Annotated in this window: 14 protein-coding genes; 5 read left to right on the top strand and 9 right to left on the bottom strand. The window is 39.4% G+C overall.

Going from position 1 to position 19,932, the window contains the following annotated elements:
* Nucleotides 1-162: 162 nt before the first annotated feature.
* Together BUF13_RS08895 and BUF13_RS08890 are read left to right on the top strand one after the other, a co-directional pair.
* Nucleotides 163-3,786, top strand: coding sequence for a family 78 glycoside hydrolase catalytic domain (locus tag BUF13_RS08895; protein WP_073571419.1), 3,624 nt, complete (start codon nucleotides 163-165; stop codon nucleotides 3,784-3,786).
* 571 nt (nucleotides 3,787-4,357) lie between these two features.
* Nucleotides 4,358-5,089, top strand: coding sequence for a hypothetical protein (locus BUF13_RS08890; RefSeq protein ID WP_073571418.1), 732 nt, complete (start codon nucleotides 4,358-4,360; stop codon nucleotides 5,087-5,089).
* A 709-nt stretch (nucleotides 5,090-5,798) separates the two neighbouring features.
* Here the strand turns inward: BUF13_RS08890 and BUF13_RS08885 are convergent.
* The 8 genes from BUF13_RS08885 to mazG all read right to left on the bottom strand — a co-directional run bounded on the left by BUF13_RS08885 (nucleotide 5,799) and on the right by mazG (nucleotide 15,994).
* Nucleotides 5,799-7,439 (bottom strand): S8 family peptidase, encoded by a 1,641-nt coding sequence (locus BUF13_RS08885; RefSeq protein WP_073571417.1) that lies wholly within the window; start codon nucleotides 7,437-7,439, stop codon nucleotides 5,799-5,801.
* A gap of 180 nt (nucleotides 7,440-7,619) precedes the next feature.
* Nucleotides 7,620-9,629, bottom strand: coding sequence for a DUF3732 domain-containing protein (locus tag BUF13_RS08880; RefSeq protein WP_073571416.1), 2,010 nt, complete (start codon nucleotides 9,627-9,629; stop codon nucleotides 7,620-7,622).
* Entirely contained in the window at nucleotides 9,626-10,090 is a 465-nt protein-coding gene (locus BUF13_RS08875) for a three component ABC system middle component (protein WP_073571415.1), read from the bottom strand. Before BUF13_RS08875 ends, BUF13_RS08880 begins: the two co-directional genes overlap by 4 nt.
* Nucleotides 10,083-11,201, bottom strand: coding sequence for a hypothetical protein (locus BUF13_RS08870; protein WP_073571414.1), 1,119 nt, complete (start codon nucleotides 11,199-11,201; stop codon nucleotides 10,083-10,085). The genes BUF13_RS08875 and BUF13_RS08870 overlap by 8 nt, the downstream gene beginning before the upstream one ends.
* A 491-nt stretch (nucleotides 11,202-11,692) precedes the next feature.
* The gene (gene fumC / locus BUF13_RS08865) at nucleotides 11,693-13,093 is read right to left on the bottom strand and encodes a class II fumarate hydratase (RefSeq protein WP_073571413.1); all 1,401 of its coding nucleotides are present in this window, start codon (nucleotides 13,091-13,093) and stop codon (nucleotides 11,693-11,695) included.
* Between the two features lie 77 nt (nucleotides 13,094-13,170).
* Entirely contained in the window at nucleotides 13,171-13,656 is a 486-nt protein-coding gene (locus tag BUF13_RS08860; RefSeq protein ID WP_073571412.1) for a hypothetical protein, read from the bottom strand.
* Between the two features lie 583 nt (nucleotides 13,657-14,239).
* Nucleotides 14,240-14,620 carry a RidA family protein gene (locus tag BUF13_RS08855; protein ID WP_073571411.1) on the bottom strand — a complete coding sequence of 127 codons (381 nt, stop codon included), beginning with the start codon at nucleotides 14,618-14,620 and terminating at the stop codon, nucleotides 14,240-14,242.
* 573 nt (nucleotides 14,621-15,193) lie between these two features.
* Nucleotides 15,194-15,994 (bottom strand): nucleoside triphosphate pyrophosphohydrolase, encoded by an 801-nt coding sequence (gene mazG, locus BUF13_RS08850; protein WP_073571410.1) that lies wholly within the window; start codon nucleotides 15,992-15,994, stop codon nucleotides 15,194-15,196.
* 72 nt (nucleotides 15,995-16,066) lie between these two features.
* Between mazG and BUF13_RS08845 the strand changes: the two genes are divergently transcribed.
* The 3 genes from BUF13_RS08845 to BUF13_RS08835 are packed head-to-tail and all read left to right on the top strand — an operon-like array spanning nucleotide 16,067 to nucleotide 18,923.
* Entirely contained in the window at nucleotides 16,067-16,297 is a 231-nt protein-coding gene (locus tag BUF13_RS08845) for a hypothetical protein (RefSeq protein ID WP_026956058.1), read from the top strand.
* A gap of 58 nt (nucleotides 16,298-16,355) precedes the next feature.
* A complete protein-coding gene (gene glmM, locus BUF13_RS08840; RefSeq protein WP_073571409.1) occupies nucleotides 16,356-17,750 on the top strand; it encodes a phosphoglucosamine mutase in 1,395 nt (464 codons plus the stop codon).
* A 30-nt stretch (nucleotides 17,751-17,780) separates the two neighbouring features.
* The gene (locus BUF13_RS08835; protein WP_073571408.1) at nucleotides 17,781-18,923 is read left to right on the top strand and encodes a cysteine desulfurase family protein; all 1,143 of its coding nucleotides are present in this window, start codon (nucleotides 17,781-17,783) and stop codon (nucleotides 18,921-18,923) included.
* Nucleotides 18,924-19,099: 176 nt separating this feature from the next.
* Here BUF13_RS08835 and BUF13_RS08830 read toward each other — a convergent pair whose 3' ends face one another.
* Nucleotides 19,100-19,843: a hypothetical protein gene (locus tag BUF13_RS08830; RefSeq protein ID WP_073571407.1), complete on the bottom strand. Its 744-nt coding sequence runs from the start codon at nucleotides 19,841-19,843 to the stop codon at nucleotides 19,100-19,102.
* Nucleotides 19,844-19,932: the final 89 nt, after the last annotated feature.

Here is a 19,932-nt window from a genome sequence, read left to right as displayed (position 1 = left end):
AAAGAGTATCAAAAGCATTCTTTTTAGACTTTGACAACATCTTTGAACTAAACAATTTCCCAAACCTTTCTCCACAGGATACATTTTTCAATTTATTTTCTCATTTTGGAACAATAGAGTGGCCCTGCTCTAATTATCTGATTAACAAGAACCCAATTCCAAATGAGAAACTTGACTGCTTCTTTTTTCCTGCTGTTCCTAATAGCTTTTGCTTCTGAAAGTCCTGCTCAGACTGATTTTCAAATTACCAATCTCAAAACCGAATATGCTGCCAAACCAATGGGTATCGAGAGTACAAATCCCAGGTTCTCTTGGCAAATGGATGCTATTGGTACAAAAAGAGGTCTTTCTCAGGAAGCTTGGCAGATTGTAGTAAAAGATGAAAATGATGCTGAAGTCTGGAACTCTGGAAAAGTAGACGGAAGTGAATCTTTGGGAATCAAATATGCTGGAAAACCACTTCAGCCTACGACTCGATATTACTGGAATCTGACCGTTTGGGATCAGGATAGCGCATCAAGCACTACTGAATCTTGGTTTGAAACGGGGCTGATGAATCCGGGCATTGAAGCTTGGTCTGGGGCCAAATGGATAGGTGGAGGAGACGAGGATTTGAACTTTTACTCCCATTATTTATCGGTTTTCAAGATTCTGTATTCCCTTCAATTGGATCAGGCAAGTGAGAGTAAAAAAGCGTCTTTCGTATTCGGTGCCAATGACAGCAGATTGATGGATCGCAATAAAAATATCATGGGTGTTCAGGTTGGAAAAGATGAGAGTTATATCCGTTTCGAACTCGATATTTCAGGTATAAATGGCTCAGCGGAAGGTTTGGCACAACTTCATATTTTCCGCGTTGGATATGATAAAAAGGACAGTAATGAAACTCCACTTAAGTCTCTGGCCATCCCTTCGGAAGTCCTCAATCAGGCAAATCAATACAGCAAAAAGGATTTTCGTATCGAAACCATTTTTGGGATCACCAATATATTTTTGGGAGATTATAATTTGACACAGGAAGAAAAGATCGGCCAAGGTCCTTTTGCCAGTTCAGGAGTGAATTTGAATCCAATTGGAGTAGGGAATGATTATATCTCTTTCCCGATGGTTGGCGATATTGGATTTTATGTGGGTGTGGGCGAAAAGGCCATTTTTTCTAAGGTAGAAGTCCGCAATCATCGCTTTCCTTCCAATGCCCTTTATCAGGAAAATTTCAATCAGAATTATCAGGGAATCTTTAGCCCATCGGTTTCCAAGTCAGACTTAACTTCCAATGGTTTGATGGTTTCTGGGGATGGGAAAGCCAGCTTGATTTTGGCAGATCCAAGTAAAAATGCCTCTCCAATGCTGAGGACGGTTTTTACTGCGGAGAATAAAAAAATCGAAAAAGCTCGCCTTTATTTAACAGCGAGGGGGATTTATGAAATGTTTCTCAATGGCGAGCGAGTAGGTGATGATTATTTTGATCCAGGCTTGACCCAATACAACAAAACCCACATGTACCAGACTTTTGATGTCACGGATATGATTCAGTCCGGGAAGCCCAATGCCATGGGAGCATGGTTGAGTGAAGGCTGGTGGAGTGGAAATATTACTTTCTCCGGAGACCACTGGAATTTCTTTGGGGATCGACAGTCCCTACTCTCCAAATTGGTAGTGACATATTCTGATGGAAGTACTCAGGAAATCATTTCTGATCCAGAATCCTGGAAATTGTTTTTGGATGGGCCGATTCGGTATGGAAGCTTTTTCCAAGGGGAAGTTTATGATGGCTCCAAAGAAAGCGCGATTACAGGTTGGACGAAGGCAGACTATGATGACCAAAAGTGGAAATCAGCTGTCGAAGTTCCGCTAGAAGGAACTGCCTATGTAGGAACTTTTCAGGGAAGGTTTGGTCCTGAATCGGTGAGTTATGACGACTTGCAAATCATAGCCCAGTTGGGAAATAGTCCCAAAGTTGTCAAGGTGATGAAGCCTCAATCAGTGGAGGAAGTCAGGCCGGGTGTCTTTGTCTATGACATGGGACAAAACATGGTTGGTGTACCGAAAATACAGATGAAAAATGGCAAAGCAGGACAAGAAGTCGTCTTGAGATATGCCGAAGTGCGATATCCAGATCTTCAGGAGCATGGTGAAGAAGTTGGGATGATCATGTTGGAAAATATCCGTGCAGCACTGGCTCAGGATGTTTGGAAGCTAAAAGGAGGAGATGAAACCATCCAGCCTAAATTTACATTTCATGGATTTCGATTTCTTGAAATTACAGGAATTGATGAGGCGATACCTATGGATGATATCGAAGGCTTGGTGATCAGTTCCATTGAGGAAATCAATTCTTCTTATGTTACCTCCAATCCTTTGGTCAATCGCTTTTGGGAAAATATCACCTGGTCTTTGAGAGGCAATTTCCTTTCTATCCCAACGGATACTCCTGCTCGAAATGAACGCATGGGATGGAGTGGCGATATCAATGTTTTTGCGAAAGCATCCACCTATCTCGCTGATGCGGATCTTTTCTTAAGAAGGCATATGATGGCAATGCGTGATATGCAAGGAGAGAATGGACGATTTACTGATGTGGCTCCGGTGGGTGGTGGTTTTGGAGGTACGCTTTGGGGGAGCGCTGGCATCATCATTCCCTGGGAAGTGTATCGCCAATACGGGGATTTGAAGATTTTGGAGGAAAACTATCCAGCCATGAAGCGCTATGTGGACTTTTTGGCAAGCAAAATAGACCCTGAAAATGGAATCTTAAATGAAGGTCCATTGGGAGATTGGCTGAGTCCAGAAAATGGCAAAAATGACAACACGCTCTTTTGGACTTCCTACCAAATTTATGATTTGGAGATTTTGGCTAAAACAGCTGAGCTCTTGGGGAAAACTGCTGATGCCGCTGATTTCTGGAAAGAAAGGGAAGCTCGAATCGAGTTCTTGAATCAAAAGTATCTGGATAAGAATAGGAAAACTGTCAAATCCGAATTGGTCAGTGCGGGATTTGGGGCGCCTGCGCCAAGCAATGAATCCCCAGAGGGCAAGCCTATGGATACTCAGGCATCTTATGCTATTCCATTGAATATGCAGGCCATTTCAGAAGAAAACCGACCAAAAGTGGAGGAAAATTTCTTCGCTACGATTGAGAGGGAAAATATCGATGATTCTGGTGTGACCAGACCGAAGTATTCTTTGATGACTGGATTTATCGGTACGGCCTCCATCAATGAGGCTCTTTCTACCGCTGGAAGGCATGATTTAGCTTACAACCTTTTACAACAAACAAACTATCCGGGTTGGCTCTATCCTGTGATCAATGGGGCCACGACTATCTGGGAAAGGCTCAATTCCTATACCGTTGACAATGGTTTTGGAGGAAATAACAGCATGAATTCATTCAATCATTATTCCTTTGGAGCAGTTGGGGCCTGGATGTATAATTATTCCCTGGGGATTCAGCGAGATCCTGTGATTCCAGGATTCAAGCATTTTATTCTTCAGCCTACTCCAGATCCTACAGGTCAAATGACTTTTGCTTCTGGCTATATTGATACTGTTTATGGCAAAATCGAAAGCGATTGGAAAGTGGAGGGAGATCAGTTGATGTACAAAGCGACTGTCCCAGCCAATACCTCGGCAACGCTTTATCTTCCTTCTACTTCGGTTTCAGATATTTCTGAAAGCGGAAAGCCAGTTGATCAAGCCAAAGGCCTAAAATTCATCAAGTATGAAGATGGAAAGGCAGTTTTTGAAGTCGTTTCGGGGACTTATGAGTTTGGGAGTAAATTAAAATAATCTGAATATGTGCGAATGCTCCATTATCCAAATTCTCTTTGTTTATCAGGGACGGAAGACCGATGTCCGATGACCGAAGTTTGCTGGAATTGAACCATCATCCTAATTCTATGTCATTTTCCAGATTGTGAGAATGTCCTACGGGTTCAATTCTCCTGACTTGTGATTCTAATAATGCAGTCTTAGACTGCAATATTTTTATGTCCAAGTCGGGAGACTTGCTCTATTACAAATGGGCTCTTTCAGAATGAATGATATTCATATTTACGTTTCTAGCCCTGGAGGGGCTGAAGATGAATAGCCCTGGGCTTTAGCCCGGGGTTGAGAATGTTTCCTACGTCTCACCTCGGCCACGATATATTGTTAATAGTTACCATCTTATTGCCGAGGAGGTGCCGAAAGAATCAATAAAACAGACTATTTATCGGTATAAGTCACCCGACTTGGTATTCAACTCTATTTTTAAGTCTAAAAATCATTTTGAAAAAATAATCAGAGTTATGATTTATGGACGTAACTACTTGATTATTAGTTAATTTATTCTACGGATAATTCTGTATTTTGAGATATTATGCCAAATAAATTGACTCTAGCTGATTTTAAGAATGCCCATATATGGCTGATTATTCCATTGGTGGTTGCCCTGATGGGTTTTTCAAGAGGTTATTTATTCAGGTTGCCAGAGGCCACCTGGCATCACCATATGCATGGCATTTCCTCTATACTTTGGTATGTCCTGATCATTATTCAGCCTTATTTGATTACCCGGGGTAAGGTCAAACAACATAAGTTTTTTGGAACCATGGCCTTGTTTTTAGCTGGTGGAGTGACATTTTCAGCTCTGACGATTATTCCCAATAACTTAAGGGCACTTGAAACATTGGAGACCAACCCGATAATTTCAGCTGACTTCCTTTATGGGGTTTCTTTTACAGACCTAATTACGATCATAGGCTTTGCAGCCAGTGTTTTGATAGGAATTTTCAAGGTGAAAAATTTAGAAGATCATGCCATGTGGATGATATCTACTGTGTTTTGGGCATTTATGCCGGCCTTATCTAGGTTAGCGATTATTCCATTTATGATATTTTTCGGGACTGAGCGGTATGACTTTATCGATGTGATTTTCTTTTCCACCATTTTTTGCATTCTGCCCATTATCATTATTTGTTGGAGGCTGAAGAGATGGCATCCGGCATTATTGCTCGTGGCCGCAGCTAATCTTTTATATTTCTTTGTTCGCCCGATTGGAAACAGTGAAGTGTGGCGAGCTATCGCTGATGAAGTTTTTAAGTTTTCATAAAGGATAATTTCAATATTTATTAAAGTCCTAATAAGCCATTAATGATCATTTCATTTTTATTTAATTATGTTCTTTTGTCTTGACACAAAAGAACCAAAATCCCGATTGCTATCGAGGACAAGATCTGGTCCCGATAGCTGCGGGACTTCCACCCACAATCCAACCGCACACCCCGCTGCCAGCTCTTCCCACCGCGCCACTAGAGTTGAGCTAAGAACAAAATTTATAAATAGATGGCAATTGAGAGATTTCGAAATTTGCTTTGAAGTGGCTGGTGATGGATTGGCATTAATAAATCTGGTGAGAATTGCTTCCCTGCGTTCGCAATGACAGAAAGAAATACTCAGTGAAACCTCTGCGTTCTCTGCGTCTCTGTGGTAAGAATGAAGAAATAAGACCTTCTCATTTCTGGTAAGTCAAGGTAAAAAACATCCCCCTTGCCCCCTTGAAAAGGGGGAATTGTTTGCGTTTTCGATTTTGGATTTGTGAAAACCTGTAACTTTTTCTGTGTTGATCTGTGTGAAAAATGAGATTGCCACTCCGCTGAGACTGATAGCAATGACGAAAAGAAATTCTCAGTGAAATCTCTGCGTTCTCCGAGACTCTGTGGTGAAAATGAAAAAATAAAACCTTCGAGGTTTTCAAACCTCAAAGGTTCAAAAAAAGGTGCAAATAAAGCTGCACCTTTAGAATTTCTTTAAACTTTGTTCTACAAACTAACCTCTCCATTCGCGACTTGGCTAGCCAAGATCAGAGCATTGTAGAGATTGGCGATTTTGCCTGACTTGGAGATTTCTGAAAATGGCTTCTCCTCTCCATCAGCTCCACCCACCAACACTTCCATATCCAATGGAATTCCAGATTCCATAATCACCTTCTTCACCTGCGGTGCAGTCAATGTCGGATAGTAAGAACGAATCATCGCAGCCACACCCGTAACTGCCGGAGCAGCCATGGAGGTTCCACCCTCAAACTTGTACCCATCATCAGGAATTGTGGAATAAATCTCATCACCAGGAGCAAAAATGTCCACATTCTCTTTACCATAATTCGAAAATATAGCCACTAGATCAGTTCCTAAATAAGGTGACAAAGCACCTACGGTTAGATAATTATTGATAAACTCTTTAGACTCACTTTCAGGATGATCATTTGGGAAAGCTGTGTTCTTCGGATTGTCTAAGTCCAATGCATCATTTCCTGCTGCCTGCACAAAGAGCACATCTTTGGAAGCTGCATATTCCAAAGCCTCATAGACCCATTCCGAATTTGGAGAAAAGGGCTTTCCAAAGCTTGCATTAATGACTTTGGCGCCATTGTCTGCGGCATAGCGGATCGCCAAAGCGATATCCTTGTCATATTCGTCTCCATTGGGAACGGCTCGAACAGACATGATCTGAACATTCTGAGCCACACCATCCATTCCCTTTTTATTGTTTCGGGCAGCAGCGATGATCCCGGCCACATGGGAACCGTGACTTTCATCGGAAACGCGGATATTCGGATCTCCATTTCCATAGTCCTGATCGGAGAAATCATAAGGATCGTCTCCAACAGGCTCTCTGCCATTGAAAGTCTCATTGAGATTGTATTTCAGCTGCTCATTGTAATATTTGGCTCCTTCTTCCAAGTCTTGAAGAGCCTCAGGAACGGTCTGTCCCATTTCATAAACTTGAGAAAGCATAGCCACGATCTGCTGTTGCTGGCCATTTTGTGGTTCGAAGTTCTGCAAATCCTCCAAGGTATAGGTCTTCTTTCCCAAAGCTTCCTGCATCATGCCATCAGCCATGGTGATCACCTGTCTGATTTGTCTGATCTGAGGCAAAGTAGACTTGGCTTCAGCGACTTTCTCATCCAGCTTTTCGCGAGCCGCTTGCTGATAGGCTTCGTCTCCGAGTTTCAAGCGAAGGATTCGAGCCATTTCCATTTGCTCATTGTAGGATTCGCCTAGGAAATTATAGCCGTGGATATCATCGATGTAGCCATTTCCATCATTGTCAATGCCATCACCCGGTTTCTCGCCCGGATTGGTCCAAAGAACCTCCTGAATATCCTCATGATCCAGATCAATTCCCGAATCAATCACCGCTACGATAACCGGTTCGCCTTTTTTCTTTTTCAAAAGCTCCGCATAAGCACGATCCACACTCATTCCTGGGATGGTATCCTTTTGAAGATCCAGATGTCCCCAATGGCGACTTTGCTGATCGGTGAGTTCAGCTTGCTTGGGGGAAAGAGAAGAATAAGTAATCGGAGGGGCAGTAATCAGGGAAGAAGTGGTACAAGAAGTAGCCAGGGTAAGGGTGATCAATCCCATTCCTGCCAGATTTTTCAAATTGGATTTAATCATAGTTGAATGTAACGCCTGTAATCGAAAAAGAGACTGGATCGGCACGTTAAAAATGGTGAAAGGGGCTTTTTGAGTGGGTAGTGGTTTGGGATCAGTGGTCAGTTGAGTAATTGGTGTTTGAATTGCCAATCCCTAGAAATATAAAAGCGTAGATGCAATCTACGCTTAGTGGGGGAAATTCTAATTCATTTTGGAAAAATTTATTAGACCACTGTCTTTGCCTCTCCACCTTCTTCCATTAACAAGTTCTTCAAAGTCTCCATTTTTCAAATGAAGATTGTCTGCGTGGTCAGTAATAATTATTTGAGGTTTAAAGCCTGATTCTTCTTGAATTGAATTACACAAATCAACTAATTGATCAAAAAGATTTGTTACAGCTTTCAAATCTTCATCTATCATTTCGGTTTTATTTTCCAATTTTTTGAGAATTTCAGGATTAAATTCTGTGGTACTTGTATCCAAGATTGTTGGAAAGTATACTTGGCTAGGTTGATCTAGGAATAGTATCGAGGGAATTTTGCATTTGTTTTGTAAAGAACAAAAATATCTAAGTAGACTAGTAAATAAACATATATGAGAATAAAGCCAATTTGCACCACTTCCCATTGATCTTAAATAAACTTTCTTTTTATCTTTTCTTTGGTGATAAAGTTCAAAAGTTTCAATATTGAAATTTAAATTTATTGGTTTATATGTTTTCTCAAAATCCAGGTTAGACCCTAGCCTGTTCATATGTTTATTAATATATTTCTGTGCCTTTTCCAATTTCTGTTTAAAATTGTATTTTGACTTCAACTCCAGTTCTAGGGAATTAATTTTGAACTCTAAATTGTTTACTTTTTGATCTAAGAACTTATTATTTATTTGAATTACTTCCTCAAGAATATTTTCTATTTGTAGTATTATCTTTAAGCCCTGTTCTTCCAAAGATTTATTTCTTTTAAGCTCTTCATTTATTTTATGAATTTCCTTTATTTGCCTATTCAAAAAAGAAATTTCACTATCAATAAATTCTATTTCTTTTGTAATGTTTCGTTTTTCAGGCTTTAAAGAGTCAATAAGAAGTGGTGTCTTTAAAAGTTCAGTATTTAACCAATTTATTGCCTCGGAAAGTTTGTTTGATTCATTTTTTAAATCACCATTTTTGTGGTGACAAAATGGACATTCAGAATTTGTCATTCGAACATCCTCAAGAGGTTTTATATTGTCAATGGTGTTCTCATATTTTCTTGCGTATTCTATTGTGGAATTTATTTGGTTAAGGCGAAAAATTTTTTCCCTTCGATTTGCTAATTCTTCGTTCTTTTTAAAATTTAATTGATTTAACCTTTTAATAAATTCATTTGATTCATAATCTGCTTCAATTTCATAGTTTTCAATAATATCAAGGTATTCCTTTGGATTTGAAATTATTTGTAGATCAAAAGTATTAAACAGTGGTTTTCCAACTATTATTTTATATTCCTCCAAATATTCTTGAAGTTTTTCTGAAAGATGAGATTTACTTTCATCTAAGATATTGTTCTGTTTTTTAATCTTTTCTAATTCTATAAATAATTCGTTAAGCTGTTGTTTTTTTATATAATATTCCTGATCAACAAATCCACAGAATATTTTGAATTGATCAATAGTTTGTTCTCTTTTTTCTTTTTCATCAAAACGATAAAATAATGAATGTTTGTTTGCTATTAAATTCTGATGTTGTAAGAAATATGATGTCATATTTCTTATTGAAGGTCGTCCTTTACTTTTGTTTCTTTGTTTTTTTAATTCTAAATCTTCATCTGTATCGACAATGTCTATTCCCAAAAAATTTCCGAGGATTGATTTAAAGTCTCCTAATCTCAAAAAATAATCATCCTCAAAGTAAGAAATATTTATCTCTAAATTTGAACTAAATTTTAAATCATATCTAAAAAAAGCTCTTGTATGTCTTTCGGGATCTCTTGCTAAAACCAAAAATGCATCTTTTATTGATATTATTGTGAAGTAGATACTTGCATTTTCTGTTATAACACCATCGGGAATAGTGTATTCGGAACTAGCAAAGCAATAATCAAATATTTCTATTAATGAGCTTTTTCCTGTTGAAGAACGGCCTGTTATTATATTTACCCCTTCTTCTAACCTAATTGAATGCTCTCTTCCGTTCTTATCGAATAGACCTAATTTTGCTATATGACTTTTCATAATTTCTTTATCCCAAATGCTTGATATATATTTACAATATTTATTTTTTTAAATACTTTGTGTAAATTATTTGAAATTTCTAAAGATTTTTTTAATGATGGGTCTGTATATAATATTTCATCAGTTATTACAGTCACTTTTAAGTTTTGATTAATTTTTATGTAATCACATTCTAGAGCATATTTTAGGCAAAGGTTTGTAATATGTTGATAATGTTCAAATCGATCATAAAAACCTGCCATGAATTCTTTGTTTTTGGTAAACCTACTTAATGGGGTTTTAACATTTATCATTTTGATCTCTGAAAGATGATCTATTTCTAGTACAATAGGAAGTATTAAATAAGAGAGTAAAATGTCTTTCTCATTCCCATAATAATTTTTATAAAAAGAAATTATTATGGGAGTTAAAATAAATGGATTATTGTATATTTTATATATGCTTTCACCAAAATCATTCATCGTCTAGATTCCATTTTATATTAAATGTTTTGTCAGAATTTGCCATATTATGAATTAACCCTCTTCGGAAATATGATGGAACAGTGTTATATGTTGAGAATGATGGTGGATTTTCTGATAAAAAGTTGTCATAAAAATCTTTAGCACTATTATTTGTATTTATTTGGCTTGCATTTCTTTTTGCAAATCTATATTTGATTTTATAATTCTCATGAATATCATTTTTATAATCTTGTAATTGTTTAAACTTACTTCCAATTTTAAAATCTTCGATTGCAATGCTATTTGTATGAATATAATCGGATATTGCTTCTATTATTACTTCATGATAATCTATTTTCTTTATTTTTTTCACAAATAATGAATCCATATATTCACTATTCTTTATTTCCTTTATTTTAATTTTTTCTGGGAAAATTACGGATTCATCTTTTAGTCTTTTAGTTAACTCTTGAACTTCCGAAATAAATAAATTATAAGTTATCTCCCATTTGTTCTCATTTGAAATTTTTGGTGAAATTATAAAGCCAATTAGTGAATTAATAAATTTTTCTTGACTAGATTTTGGAATTGGCTTTGAATATATTTCTTTTATTTTTTTATATTTATCCTGATAGTTGTAATGAGAACTTTGAATTGTAAATCTATCTAAAATAAAATTTAGATTTTCTCTTCTATTTTGACTCATCACATAATTAAGATATTCTACAGTATTTTTATCTTTTCTTTTTTTTAATTGATATTCTTCAAATATTTTTTTTAGAATTTCAAGTTTTTCTTTTCTGCTTATTTCGTTCCATGTCAAAAATTCAGATTTAAGGCTTATTTGTTGTGTTGTACACAAAATAAAACTTTGAAAATTTTCTCTTGGAAATTCATCCTCCATCCAATTCTTTAATGTTTTCCAAAAATTTTGGTCAAGATTTGAAAGTGATCTTTTGTAGTTTTTTACTTCTATTTGAGTTTTTCCAGAAATTGAAACGTCTCCATAATATTCTATTATTACAGATTGTCCTTCGTTTAATTCAAAACATTTTTCTAATGCAATGCAGAATTGATAAGCAATTGCTTTAGTTGAATCTGTTGCGTTTTGTTTTGAACCTCTGTTCATTTTATTTCCAAATTGGACTAAAAATCTAATTTATATTGAATGTATTTGATTGTTTTCGTTATTTAATAATACAATGTTTTTTTCTTTTCCTCGATTTCTGGTTATTAAAAACGAAAAATCATCTCAGTTTCGCAATACCCTGTACTGGGTATTTTTGGTGTTTTGAGTAAGTAATTTTGTGGTTTGGAGATAGTTTTTTGGAAGAAGGGGATTGAATTATCCAATTAGAGCATCCCCCTAGCCCCCTTGATAAGGGGGAATTGGATGCGCGTAGATTTAAAACCTGTGCTTATCTGTTGGAGGAAGAGATTGCCACTTTGCCGAGGCGGATCGCAATGACGGAAAGAAATTCTCATTGAAAGCTCCGCGTTCTCTGTGTCTCTGTGGTGAAAATCGAAAAATAAAAAAGCCTTCCCATTGCTGGAAAGGCTTTGTATTGAACATCCCCCTTGCCCCCTTGATAAGGGGGAATTGGTCACGTTTCAGCTTTCTTATTTCAAACTTCCGATCATATCTTCAGGCTTCACCCATTCATCGAATTGCTCTGAGGTAAGAAGACCCAAGGCGATAGCAGCTTCACGAAGGCTGGTACCTTCTTTATGTGCTTTCTTGGCGATTGCAGCAGCATTTTCATAGCCGATATGGGTATTCAAAGCTGTTACCAGCATCAAGGAGTTTTCCAAGTGACGTTGGATCATCGGCGTATTTGGCTCAATACCTACAGCACAGTTGTCATTGAAAGATACGCAAGCATCTCCGATCAATCTTGCAGATTGTAGGAAGTTGGCCGCAATCATTGGCTTAAATACATTCAGCTCGAAATGACCATTGGATCCACCGATGGAAACAGCCACATCATTTCCCATCACTTGGGCAGCGACCATCGTCATAGCCTCTACCTGAGTTGGGTTTACCTTTCCTGGCATAATGGATGATCCTGGTTCATTTTCAGGAATCAAGATCTCTCCGATACCGGATCTTGGACCAGAAGAAAGCATACGGATGTCATTGGCGATTTTCATCAAGGAAACAGCCAATTGCTTCAAGGCGCCATGTGCTTCTACCATGCCATCATGTGCTGCCAAAGCTTCGAATTTATTAGGGGCAGTCACGAAAGGCTGTCCGGAGAATTCTGCGATTTTCTTCGCTACCAATTCAGAATATCCTTGTGGCGTGTTTAGTCCGGTTCCTACGGCTGTTCCACCCAAAGCCAATTCAGAAAGGTGAGCCAAGGTATTCTTCAATGCTCTCAATCCATGATCCAACTGAGCTACATATCCACTAAATTCCTGTCCCAAAGTCAGTGGAGTCGCATCCATAAAGTGGGTACGGCCGATTTTCACCACATCTTTGAAAGCTTTGGATTTGGCATCCAAGGTATCTCTCAATTTCTGAACGCCCGGGATGGTCGTTTCTACCACCATTTTGTATGCAGCGATGTGCATAGCCGTTGGGTAGGTGTCATTGGAAGACTGAGACTTGTTCACATCGTCATTTGGGTGGATGGATTTTTTGGCATCTTCCAAAGATCCTCCCTGCAATACGTGCGCTCTGTAGGCGATCACCTCGTTGGAGTTCATATTGGATTGGGTACCAGAACCGGTCTGCCAAACCACCAAAGGGAACTGATCGTCCAGTTTTCCTGCCAAAATCTCATCACAAACCGTAGAGATGATATCTGCTTTTTCCTGAGCCAAAACGCCCAATTCAGCATTGGTTTGCGCAGCAGCTTTTTTCAAAATGGCAAAAGCGCGGATGATTTCGATCGGCATGCGGTTCTTTTCGCCACCGATTTTGAAGTTGTTGATAGAACGCTGAGTTTGCGCTCCCCAATATTTGTCTGCAGGCACCTCAACAGGCCCCATCGTGTCTTTTTCTATGCGTATGCTCATGACAGTGGATTTATTGAATTCAGATTTCCGGCCGCTAAAATAAGGGCAAAAGGCTTTTTTCCCTAGTTGCGAGCGCTTTAATCCTTCATTTGTAGGTTAATCAGTTGGTGAAATTCCTCCCTGGAGGATTTGACTTGTCTGTGAAAAAAGAAAATGGCCAGGGAATAGTTCAAAATAGCCAAAGCCAGACAGATAAATCCATTGAGATAATTATCTGCTAAGCCCAGAAAAAATCCAGCAAAAGCCAATAGGATGATGCTCCAGAAAACCACAAAAAAGAGGGCTCCCGGAAATAGTTTGTATTGGAGAAAAAGGATAGAACCCCGAGCAGTTTCCTCGACTTCTCCCAAGATCAAAGGAAGAAAGGTATTGCTTCGATTGATGACTTTGGAAATGCGAAAACTGTTTTTGCCGACGATCCCATTGAAGGAAGCCTTGCGGGAAAGCTCGGTTCGTTTGTCGAGAAAATTGACCTCCAGTGTTTTTTTGGAAATATGCTCCATGACCTCCTCTTTGGAAAGAGCGCTGACAAGCGTTTCGCTATGGAAAGGAATCAGTGTCATGGGGTTAACATCTTTTTGAAGGTAATTTAGAAATACGAAACTAGAATTACGAAATACGAAAGTAGAAATACGGGCAGCAGAGAAGATTTTGGCGAATCTCGAGTCTCTTGATCTTTATTCTCTAAATCTCCAATCTCTGAAATATTGAACACCGAATGATGAATGTTGAATAATGAAGATTGGAAATCCCGCTTCTATCGTCTATGGACCATGGACTATTGACAATCTCCAATCTCAATTCTCTCAATCTCGAATAATGAAATTATACTTTAGTCCGTCAGTTTACCCTTCGACTCCGCTCAGGGTGACCGGCATTAATTTTCCAATTTTTCAATTAAAAAAGAACCTTCCAACCTTGCCACTTTCCAACCTTTCAACTACTCAATCTCTAAATCTCCAATCTCTGAAATATTGAACACCGAATGATGAATAGCGAATAATGAAGTTTTGGAATCCTCTATCGTCTATGGACCATGGACAATCTCTTAATCTCAATTCTCTCAATCTCGAATAAAGAAGTAAAGCCAGCGATTTCGTGTTTAGATAAACTTCCTACATCCTACCTCCAACTTCCCAACTTTTATCACTTCACAGCAATACAAGAAATCTCCACATTCACATTCTTTGGAAGCTTGGAAACTTCTACCGTTTCACGTGCAGGAGGATTGCTTTTGAAATATTGTCCATAGGCTTCGTTGATTGTGGCAAACTCATCCATGGATTTGATAAAAATGGTACACTTCACCACATCGCCAAAGCCAAAGTCAGCAGCACGAAGAACAGCCTCCAGGTTTTTCATCACCGCGTGAGTTTCTTCCGTGATATTTTCATTGATTAGTTCGCCGGTATCAGCATCCAAAGGAATCTGACCGGATACATACAAAGTATTTCCTGCCAAAACTGCCTGAGAATAAGGTCCAATTGGAGCCGGAGCTTCTGGGGTAAAGATGATTTGGTTTGCCATATTATTTTAAAGTAACTAGATTTTTGTACCAAGTAAAAAGTACAAGGTACAAAGTAGGTTCAAAAATAAGGAGAATTGGAAGAGATTGGCAATGACGGCGAGTTAATCGTCACTGCGAGTGGAGCTTGCGGAACGTGGCAGTCTAAATTTGAAATACGCTTCGCGAAATATGGTGGAAATAGGCCTTCGGCGAAATAGAATAGAAATAGAGCTTTACTGAAAAAATAAATAAGGAATCAATTAGGAGAATGAAGCAATTCCCCCTTTGCAAGGGGGGAAGGGGGATTAATTCTATCAGATACGCTTCGCGAGATATTGTCGCTTCGCTCCTGAGATAAGCCTTCGGCGAGATAATTTTCTATCTGCGCAGCTATCTTTAATTATCTGCCCGAAGGGCTATCTTTTTGATTTAAGATGCAGCTTTGTCGAGTTAGATAGCTTCGTCCTTCCTTCCAGTCTGCTGAAAGGCAGGCTCGCAATGACGTACCACTTACCACTCACCACTTATAAAACCTCACTTTACTAACTGTAGACTGACCTCTGCCAACTGCTCACCGACCCCTGCCCACTGAATCACTGCTTCTTCGCTTCTTCCCAAAAGACATCCATTTCTGCCAATGTCATGTCAGAAAGGTTCTTTCCGGCATTTTTGGCTGCATTTTCTAGGTACTGGAATCGTTTGATGAATTTTTTGTTGGTTCGTTCCAAAGCCTCTTCGGGATTGATATCAATAAATCGCGCATAATTGATCAGAGAAAAAAGTAAGTCTCCGAACTCTCCGCTGGCTTTTTCTTGGTCTATTTCTTTATCATCGGCTGCATTGAATTCAGCCTTGAACTCCTGCATTTCCTCTTCCACTTTTTCCCAAACCTGATGCTTTTCCTCCCAGTCAAAACCTACACCTCTGGCTTTTTCCTGGATTCTCATCGCTTTGATCAAGGCTGGAAGAGAACGAGGCACTCCTCCAAGAACGGATTTATTCCCTTTTTCCTTCAGCTTGATCTTTTCCCAGTTCTGGCTAACAGTCTCCGCATCATTGGCCTCAGTATCACCATAGATATGGGGATGACGGCGAATTAGCTTTTCGCAAAGTGCATCGATGAGGGTAGTTACGTCAAAATTGCCCTCTTCGGAACCAATTTTGGCATAAAAGACTATATGAAGTAGGATGTCCCCGAGTTCCTTTTTGATTTCTTCGGGATCGCCATCCAAGATTGCGTCGGACAATTCAAAAGTCTCCTCAATCGTCAGATGTCTCAGGCTTTCAGTGGTTTGCTTCATGTCCCAAGGGCATTGGGCTCGAAGCTCATCCATGATCGTTAATAGTCTGTCAAAGGCTGCTAATTGTTCAGCCCGAGTACTCAAATTTGACATTGCGTGGGAAACTAAGTTTGATTTGTGGTCGTTTTCGAAGTAAAGCTTTAAATTTGCGCAAATTTATCCGTTATGACAACAGTATTAATAACCCTGGGCTTTGTGGCATTATTCTTCGTTTTGATGTCTGTTAGGCTCTTATTCCTTAAAAACGGAGAATTCAAAGGCACCTGTGCCTCCCAAAATCCCTATCTAAATAAAGATGGCGGAACTTGCAGCTATTGCGGAAAAACTGTGGATGCCAACAGCAGCTGCGGAAATCCTGACAATGAAGTCGACAAGGTCCTAGCCAAATTCAAGTAATTTTCAATCCCGCTTGGGCGGGATTTTTTAATAAGTTGTACTTAATTCACTTCTGTACGTGTCGTTAATCAAATCTATCTCTGGTATCAGAGGTACTATTGGAGGAAAAGCTGGAGAGGGTCTCACTCCCATTGATGTAGTCAAATTTGCATCTGCTTATGGTGCATGGGTTTTGGAAAAAACCGGAAATGCGAAAGTTGTTATCGGTCGGGATGCCCGATTGTCTGGTGACATGGTTTCGCGTTTGGTTTCTGCCACCCTACAGGGAATGGGAATCCACGTGATTGATTTAGGTCTGAGCACCACCCCTACAGTTGAATTTGCGGTTCCTTTGGAAAAAGCCGGTGGAGGGATTATCCTTACTGCCAGCCATAATCCTATTCAATGGAATGCTCTGAAATTGTTGAACTCCAAAGGAGAGTTTATTTCAGATGCTGAAGGCAAAGACATTCTTCAAAAAGCTGAAAATGATGATTTCACTTTTGCTGAGGTGAAAAAATTGGGGGCTTACACTTTTGTTGATGACTATATCGATCGTCATATCCAGCATGTATTGGATTTGGAATTGGTAGATGTGGAAGCCATCAAAGCCCGTAATTTCAAAATTGTCGTGGACGCAGTCAATTCCACCGGAGGCATTGCTGTTCCTAAATTGCTTCGTGCTTTGGGAGTAGAAGTAATTGAAGAAATGTTCTGTACTCCTGATGGTCATTTCCCTCACAATCCTGAGCCACTCCCTGAAAACTTGAGAGATATTTCTCAAAAGTTGGAAAAAGGAAGCTTTGACCTTGGTATCGTTGTGGATCCAGATGTAGACCGTTTGGCATTTATCACCGAAGATGGTTCTCCATTTGGTGAAGAATATACCTTGGTGGCTGTTGCAGATTATGTGCTTTCACAAACACCAGGAAATACCGTTTCCAACCTTTCTTCAACCAGAGCATTGAGAGATGTGACTGAAAAAAGAGGTGGAGCTTACACAGCAGCCGCAGTGGGTGAAGTGAACGTGGTTAACCAAATGAAAGCCGTAGATGCGGTGATCGGTGGTGAAGGAAACGGTGGAATCATTTACCCAACCTCCCACTATGGAAGAGATGCCTTGGTAGGAATCGGTTTATTCTTGACTCATTTGGCTAAATTTGGAAAGACAATCTCCAGATTAAGAGCTTCTTACCCGAATTATTATATTTCTAAAAATAAAATTGAATTGACTCCAGAGATCAATGTGGATCGTATTCTGGAGGCAATCAAAACCAAATACCAAAAGCATCCTATCAATGACATCGATGGTGTAAAAATCGAGTTTGAAAAGGAGTGGGTGCATTTGAGAAAATCCAATACTGAGCCGATTATCAGAATCTACTCTGAGTCTGATTCTGAAGCAACCGCTGAACATTTGGCTAAGAAAATCATGCAGGATATCAAAGAGGTGGTTTCAGCTTCTTTGCTTTGAAAATAGAATACAAACCCAATTTATAGAGAGATGAAAGTCTATTTTGATAATGCCGCAACAACAGCAATGGACGATCGAGTGATCGAAGCCATGCTGCCGTTTATGAGGGACCATTATGGAAACCCTTCTTCTGTGCACAGTCATGGACGTGAGGTACGAACTGCTATCGAAAGATCAAGAAAGAAAGTTGCTGAGTTGCTGAATGCCACTCCAGCTGAGATTTTCTTTACATCAGGCGGAACTGAGGCGGATAATACGGCTTTGGTTTGCGGCATCGAAACTCATGGCATTACCCATGCCATCACCTCTCCTTTGGAGCATCATGCTGTATTGCACACCTTGGAAGTTTGTGAGCAAAAAGGCAAAATCAAATTGACCAAATTGGATGTCAATGAGCAGGGTGTAATCGACATGGATCAGCTGGAAGCAAGCCTGAAAGCGAATCCTAATTCATTGGTTTCTTTGATGCATGCCAACAATGAAATTGGTAATATCAATGACCTGAATAAAATCGGATCCTTGGCAAAGGAATATGGAGCATTCTTCCATTCTGATACTGTTCAGACCATGGGACATTATGTTCATGATCTGAAATCTTTGCCTATCGATTCTATTGTCGCTGGTGGACATAAATTCCACGGACCTAAGGGATCTGGTTTCTTGTATGTGAGAAAAGACAAGAAGATCCATCCTTTCATTCACGGTGGAGCTCAGGAAAGAAACATGAGAGGTGGAACGGAAAACGTGATTGGTATCATTGGTATCGCGAAAGCATTGGAATTGGCTTATGAAGATATGGCTGGTCATGAAACTCACGTGAAAGCGTTGAAGAAGCATTTCATCGAAAGTCTGAAAGCTGGTATTCCAGATGTGGAATTCAATGGATTGTCTGCTGACTTGGAAAAGTCCTTATATACGGTTTTGAATGTGAGCTTGCCACCATCTGAAGCAAATGCTGGGATGTTGTTGTTTAACTTGGATTTGGCAGGAATTTCTGCTTCTGGTGGATCTGCCTGCAGTTCTGGGGCAACAGTGGGATCTCATGTCTTGAGAGCATTGAATCATAGTCCAGAAAGAGATTCAGTTCGATTCTCCTTCAGCCGATTCAACACCATCGAAGATGTAGACTACGCAGTTGAAAAATTAAAAGAGCTCTACGCAGTAGAGGCATAAAAATCAAGGGAGCTGAAAGGATTTACTCCCCCAGATTAGCGCGGATTTGCTTTGCAGATTCGCGCTATTTTTTTGTTCCCACGGATTGGCACAGAAAAAGTCACAGATTTCTATCTCGCCGAAGGCATATTTCAGGAGCGAAGCGACATTATCTCGCGAAGCATATTTCAATTATTTTAATTCCCCGGATTATACCCAATCGCATAAGGAGTCCAGATTTCGTATATAGGATTTCCTGTTGAGCTTAAACCGCTGTGATGCCATTCTCCATCGATGACTTCATAATCAAAACTCAAACTTGCTCCCACTCTAGAATCGTCTCGAGAAAAGAAGGTGATGTTTTCAGTATACTTTCCGTCTTTGGCAGTGTAGGTGCCGCCACCTGATCCGGAAAATTCTTTAGTCTCGGAATTAAATGCTACCCACTGGAATCTACCCCCAGAAAGTATTTTGATGGTTCTTCTGGCGCCTGGCGTACTTCTGGAAATTTCTCCATCCCTTTTTCTTCCCGTGATTACCCAGTTTCCTGTCAAATCATCTTGCTCCGCAGGAATTCTTTCCCAGATTTCCACCAACATATTCCCTTTGATCTCTGAGGAAATCACAATTTTTCCATCGACATAATCCAATTTGTACTTATTGACAGTTCCTACTTGAAATGGGTCCAAGGTGAAAAAATCCAAAGTCTCGGTATAGTTCTTTCCATCCCAGGTGAAAGGACCTCCCCCAGCTCCTATGAAATGATTGTCTTCTACTTTTTTGGCTCCAAAAGCGAAGTAATCATCCTGATAAATTTTGATGTACTCAACCTCAGTAATGGGCTGTCCATTTTGGTGAGTCATTTTCCAGGCTCCATCCAGAGTCTGTGCATTTACCAAACCAATCACAAAAAGCAGGGGGATTAACAGAAAATTTTTCATGGGCTTATTTTAATTTGTGGCCCCAAACAATGAAAAATCCTCTGAAGCCTAGATTGAGTTTTGATTGATGTCTTTCCAGTAAATTCCAA

It is taken from the genome of Algoriphagus zhangzhouensis (genome assembly GCF_900148515.1).
GTDB classification, from domain to species: Bacteria; Bacteroidota; Bacteroidia; order Cytophagales; family Cyclobacteriaceae; genus Algoriphagus; species Algoriphagus zhangzhouensis.
Note: the sequence above shows the minus strand (reverse complement) of the source record. Positions and strands in the feature narration are given on the sequence as shown.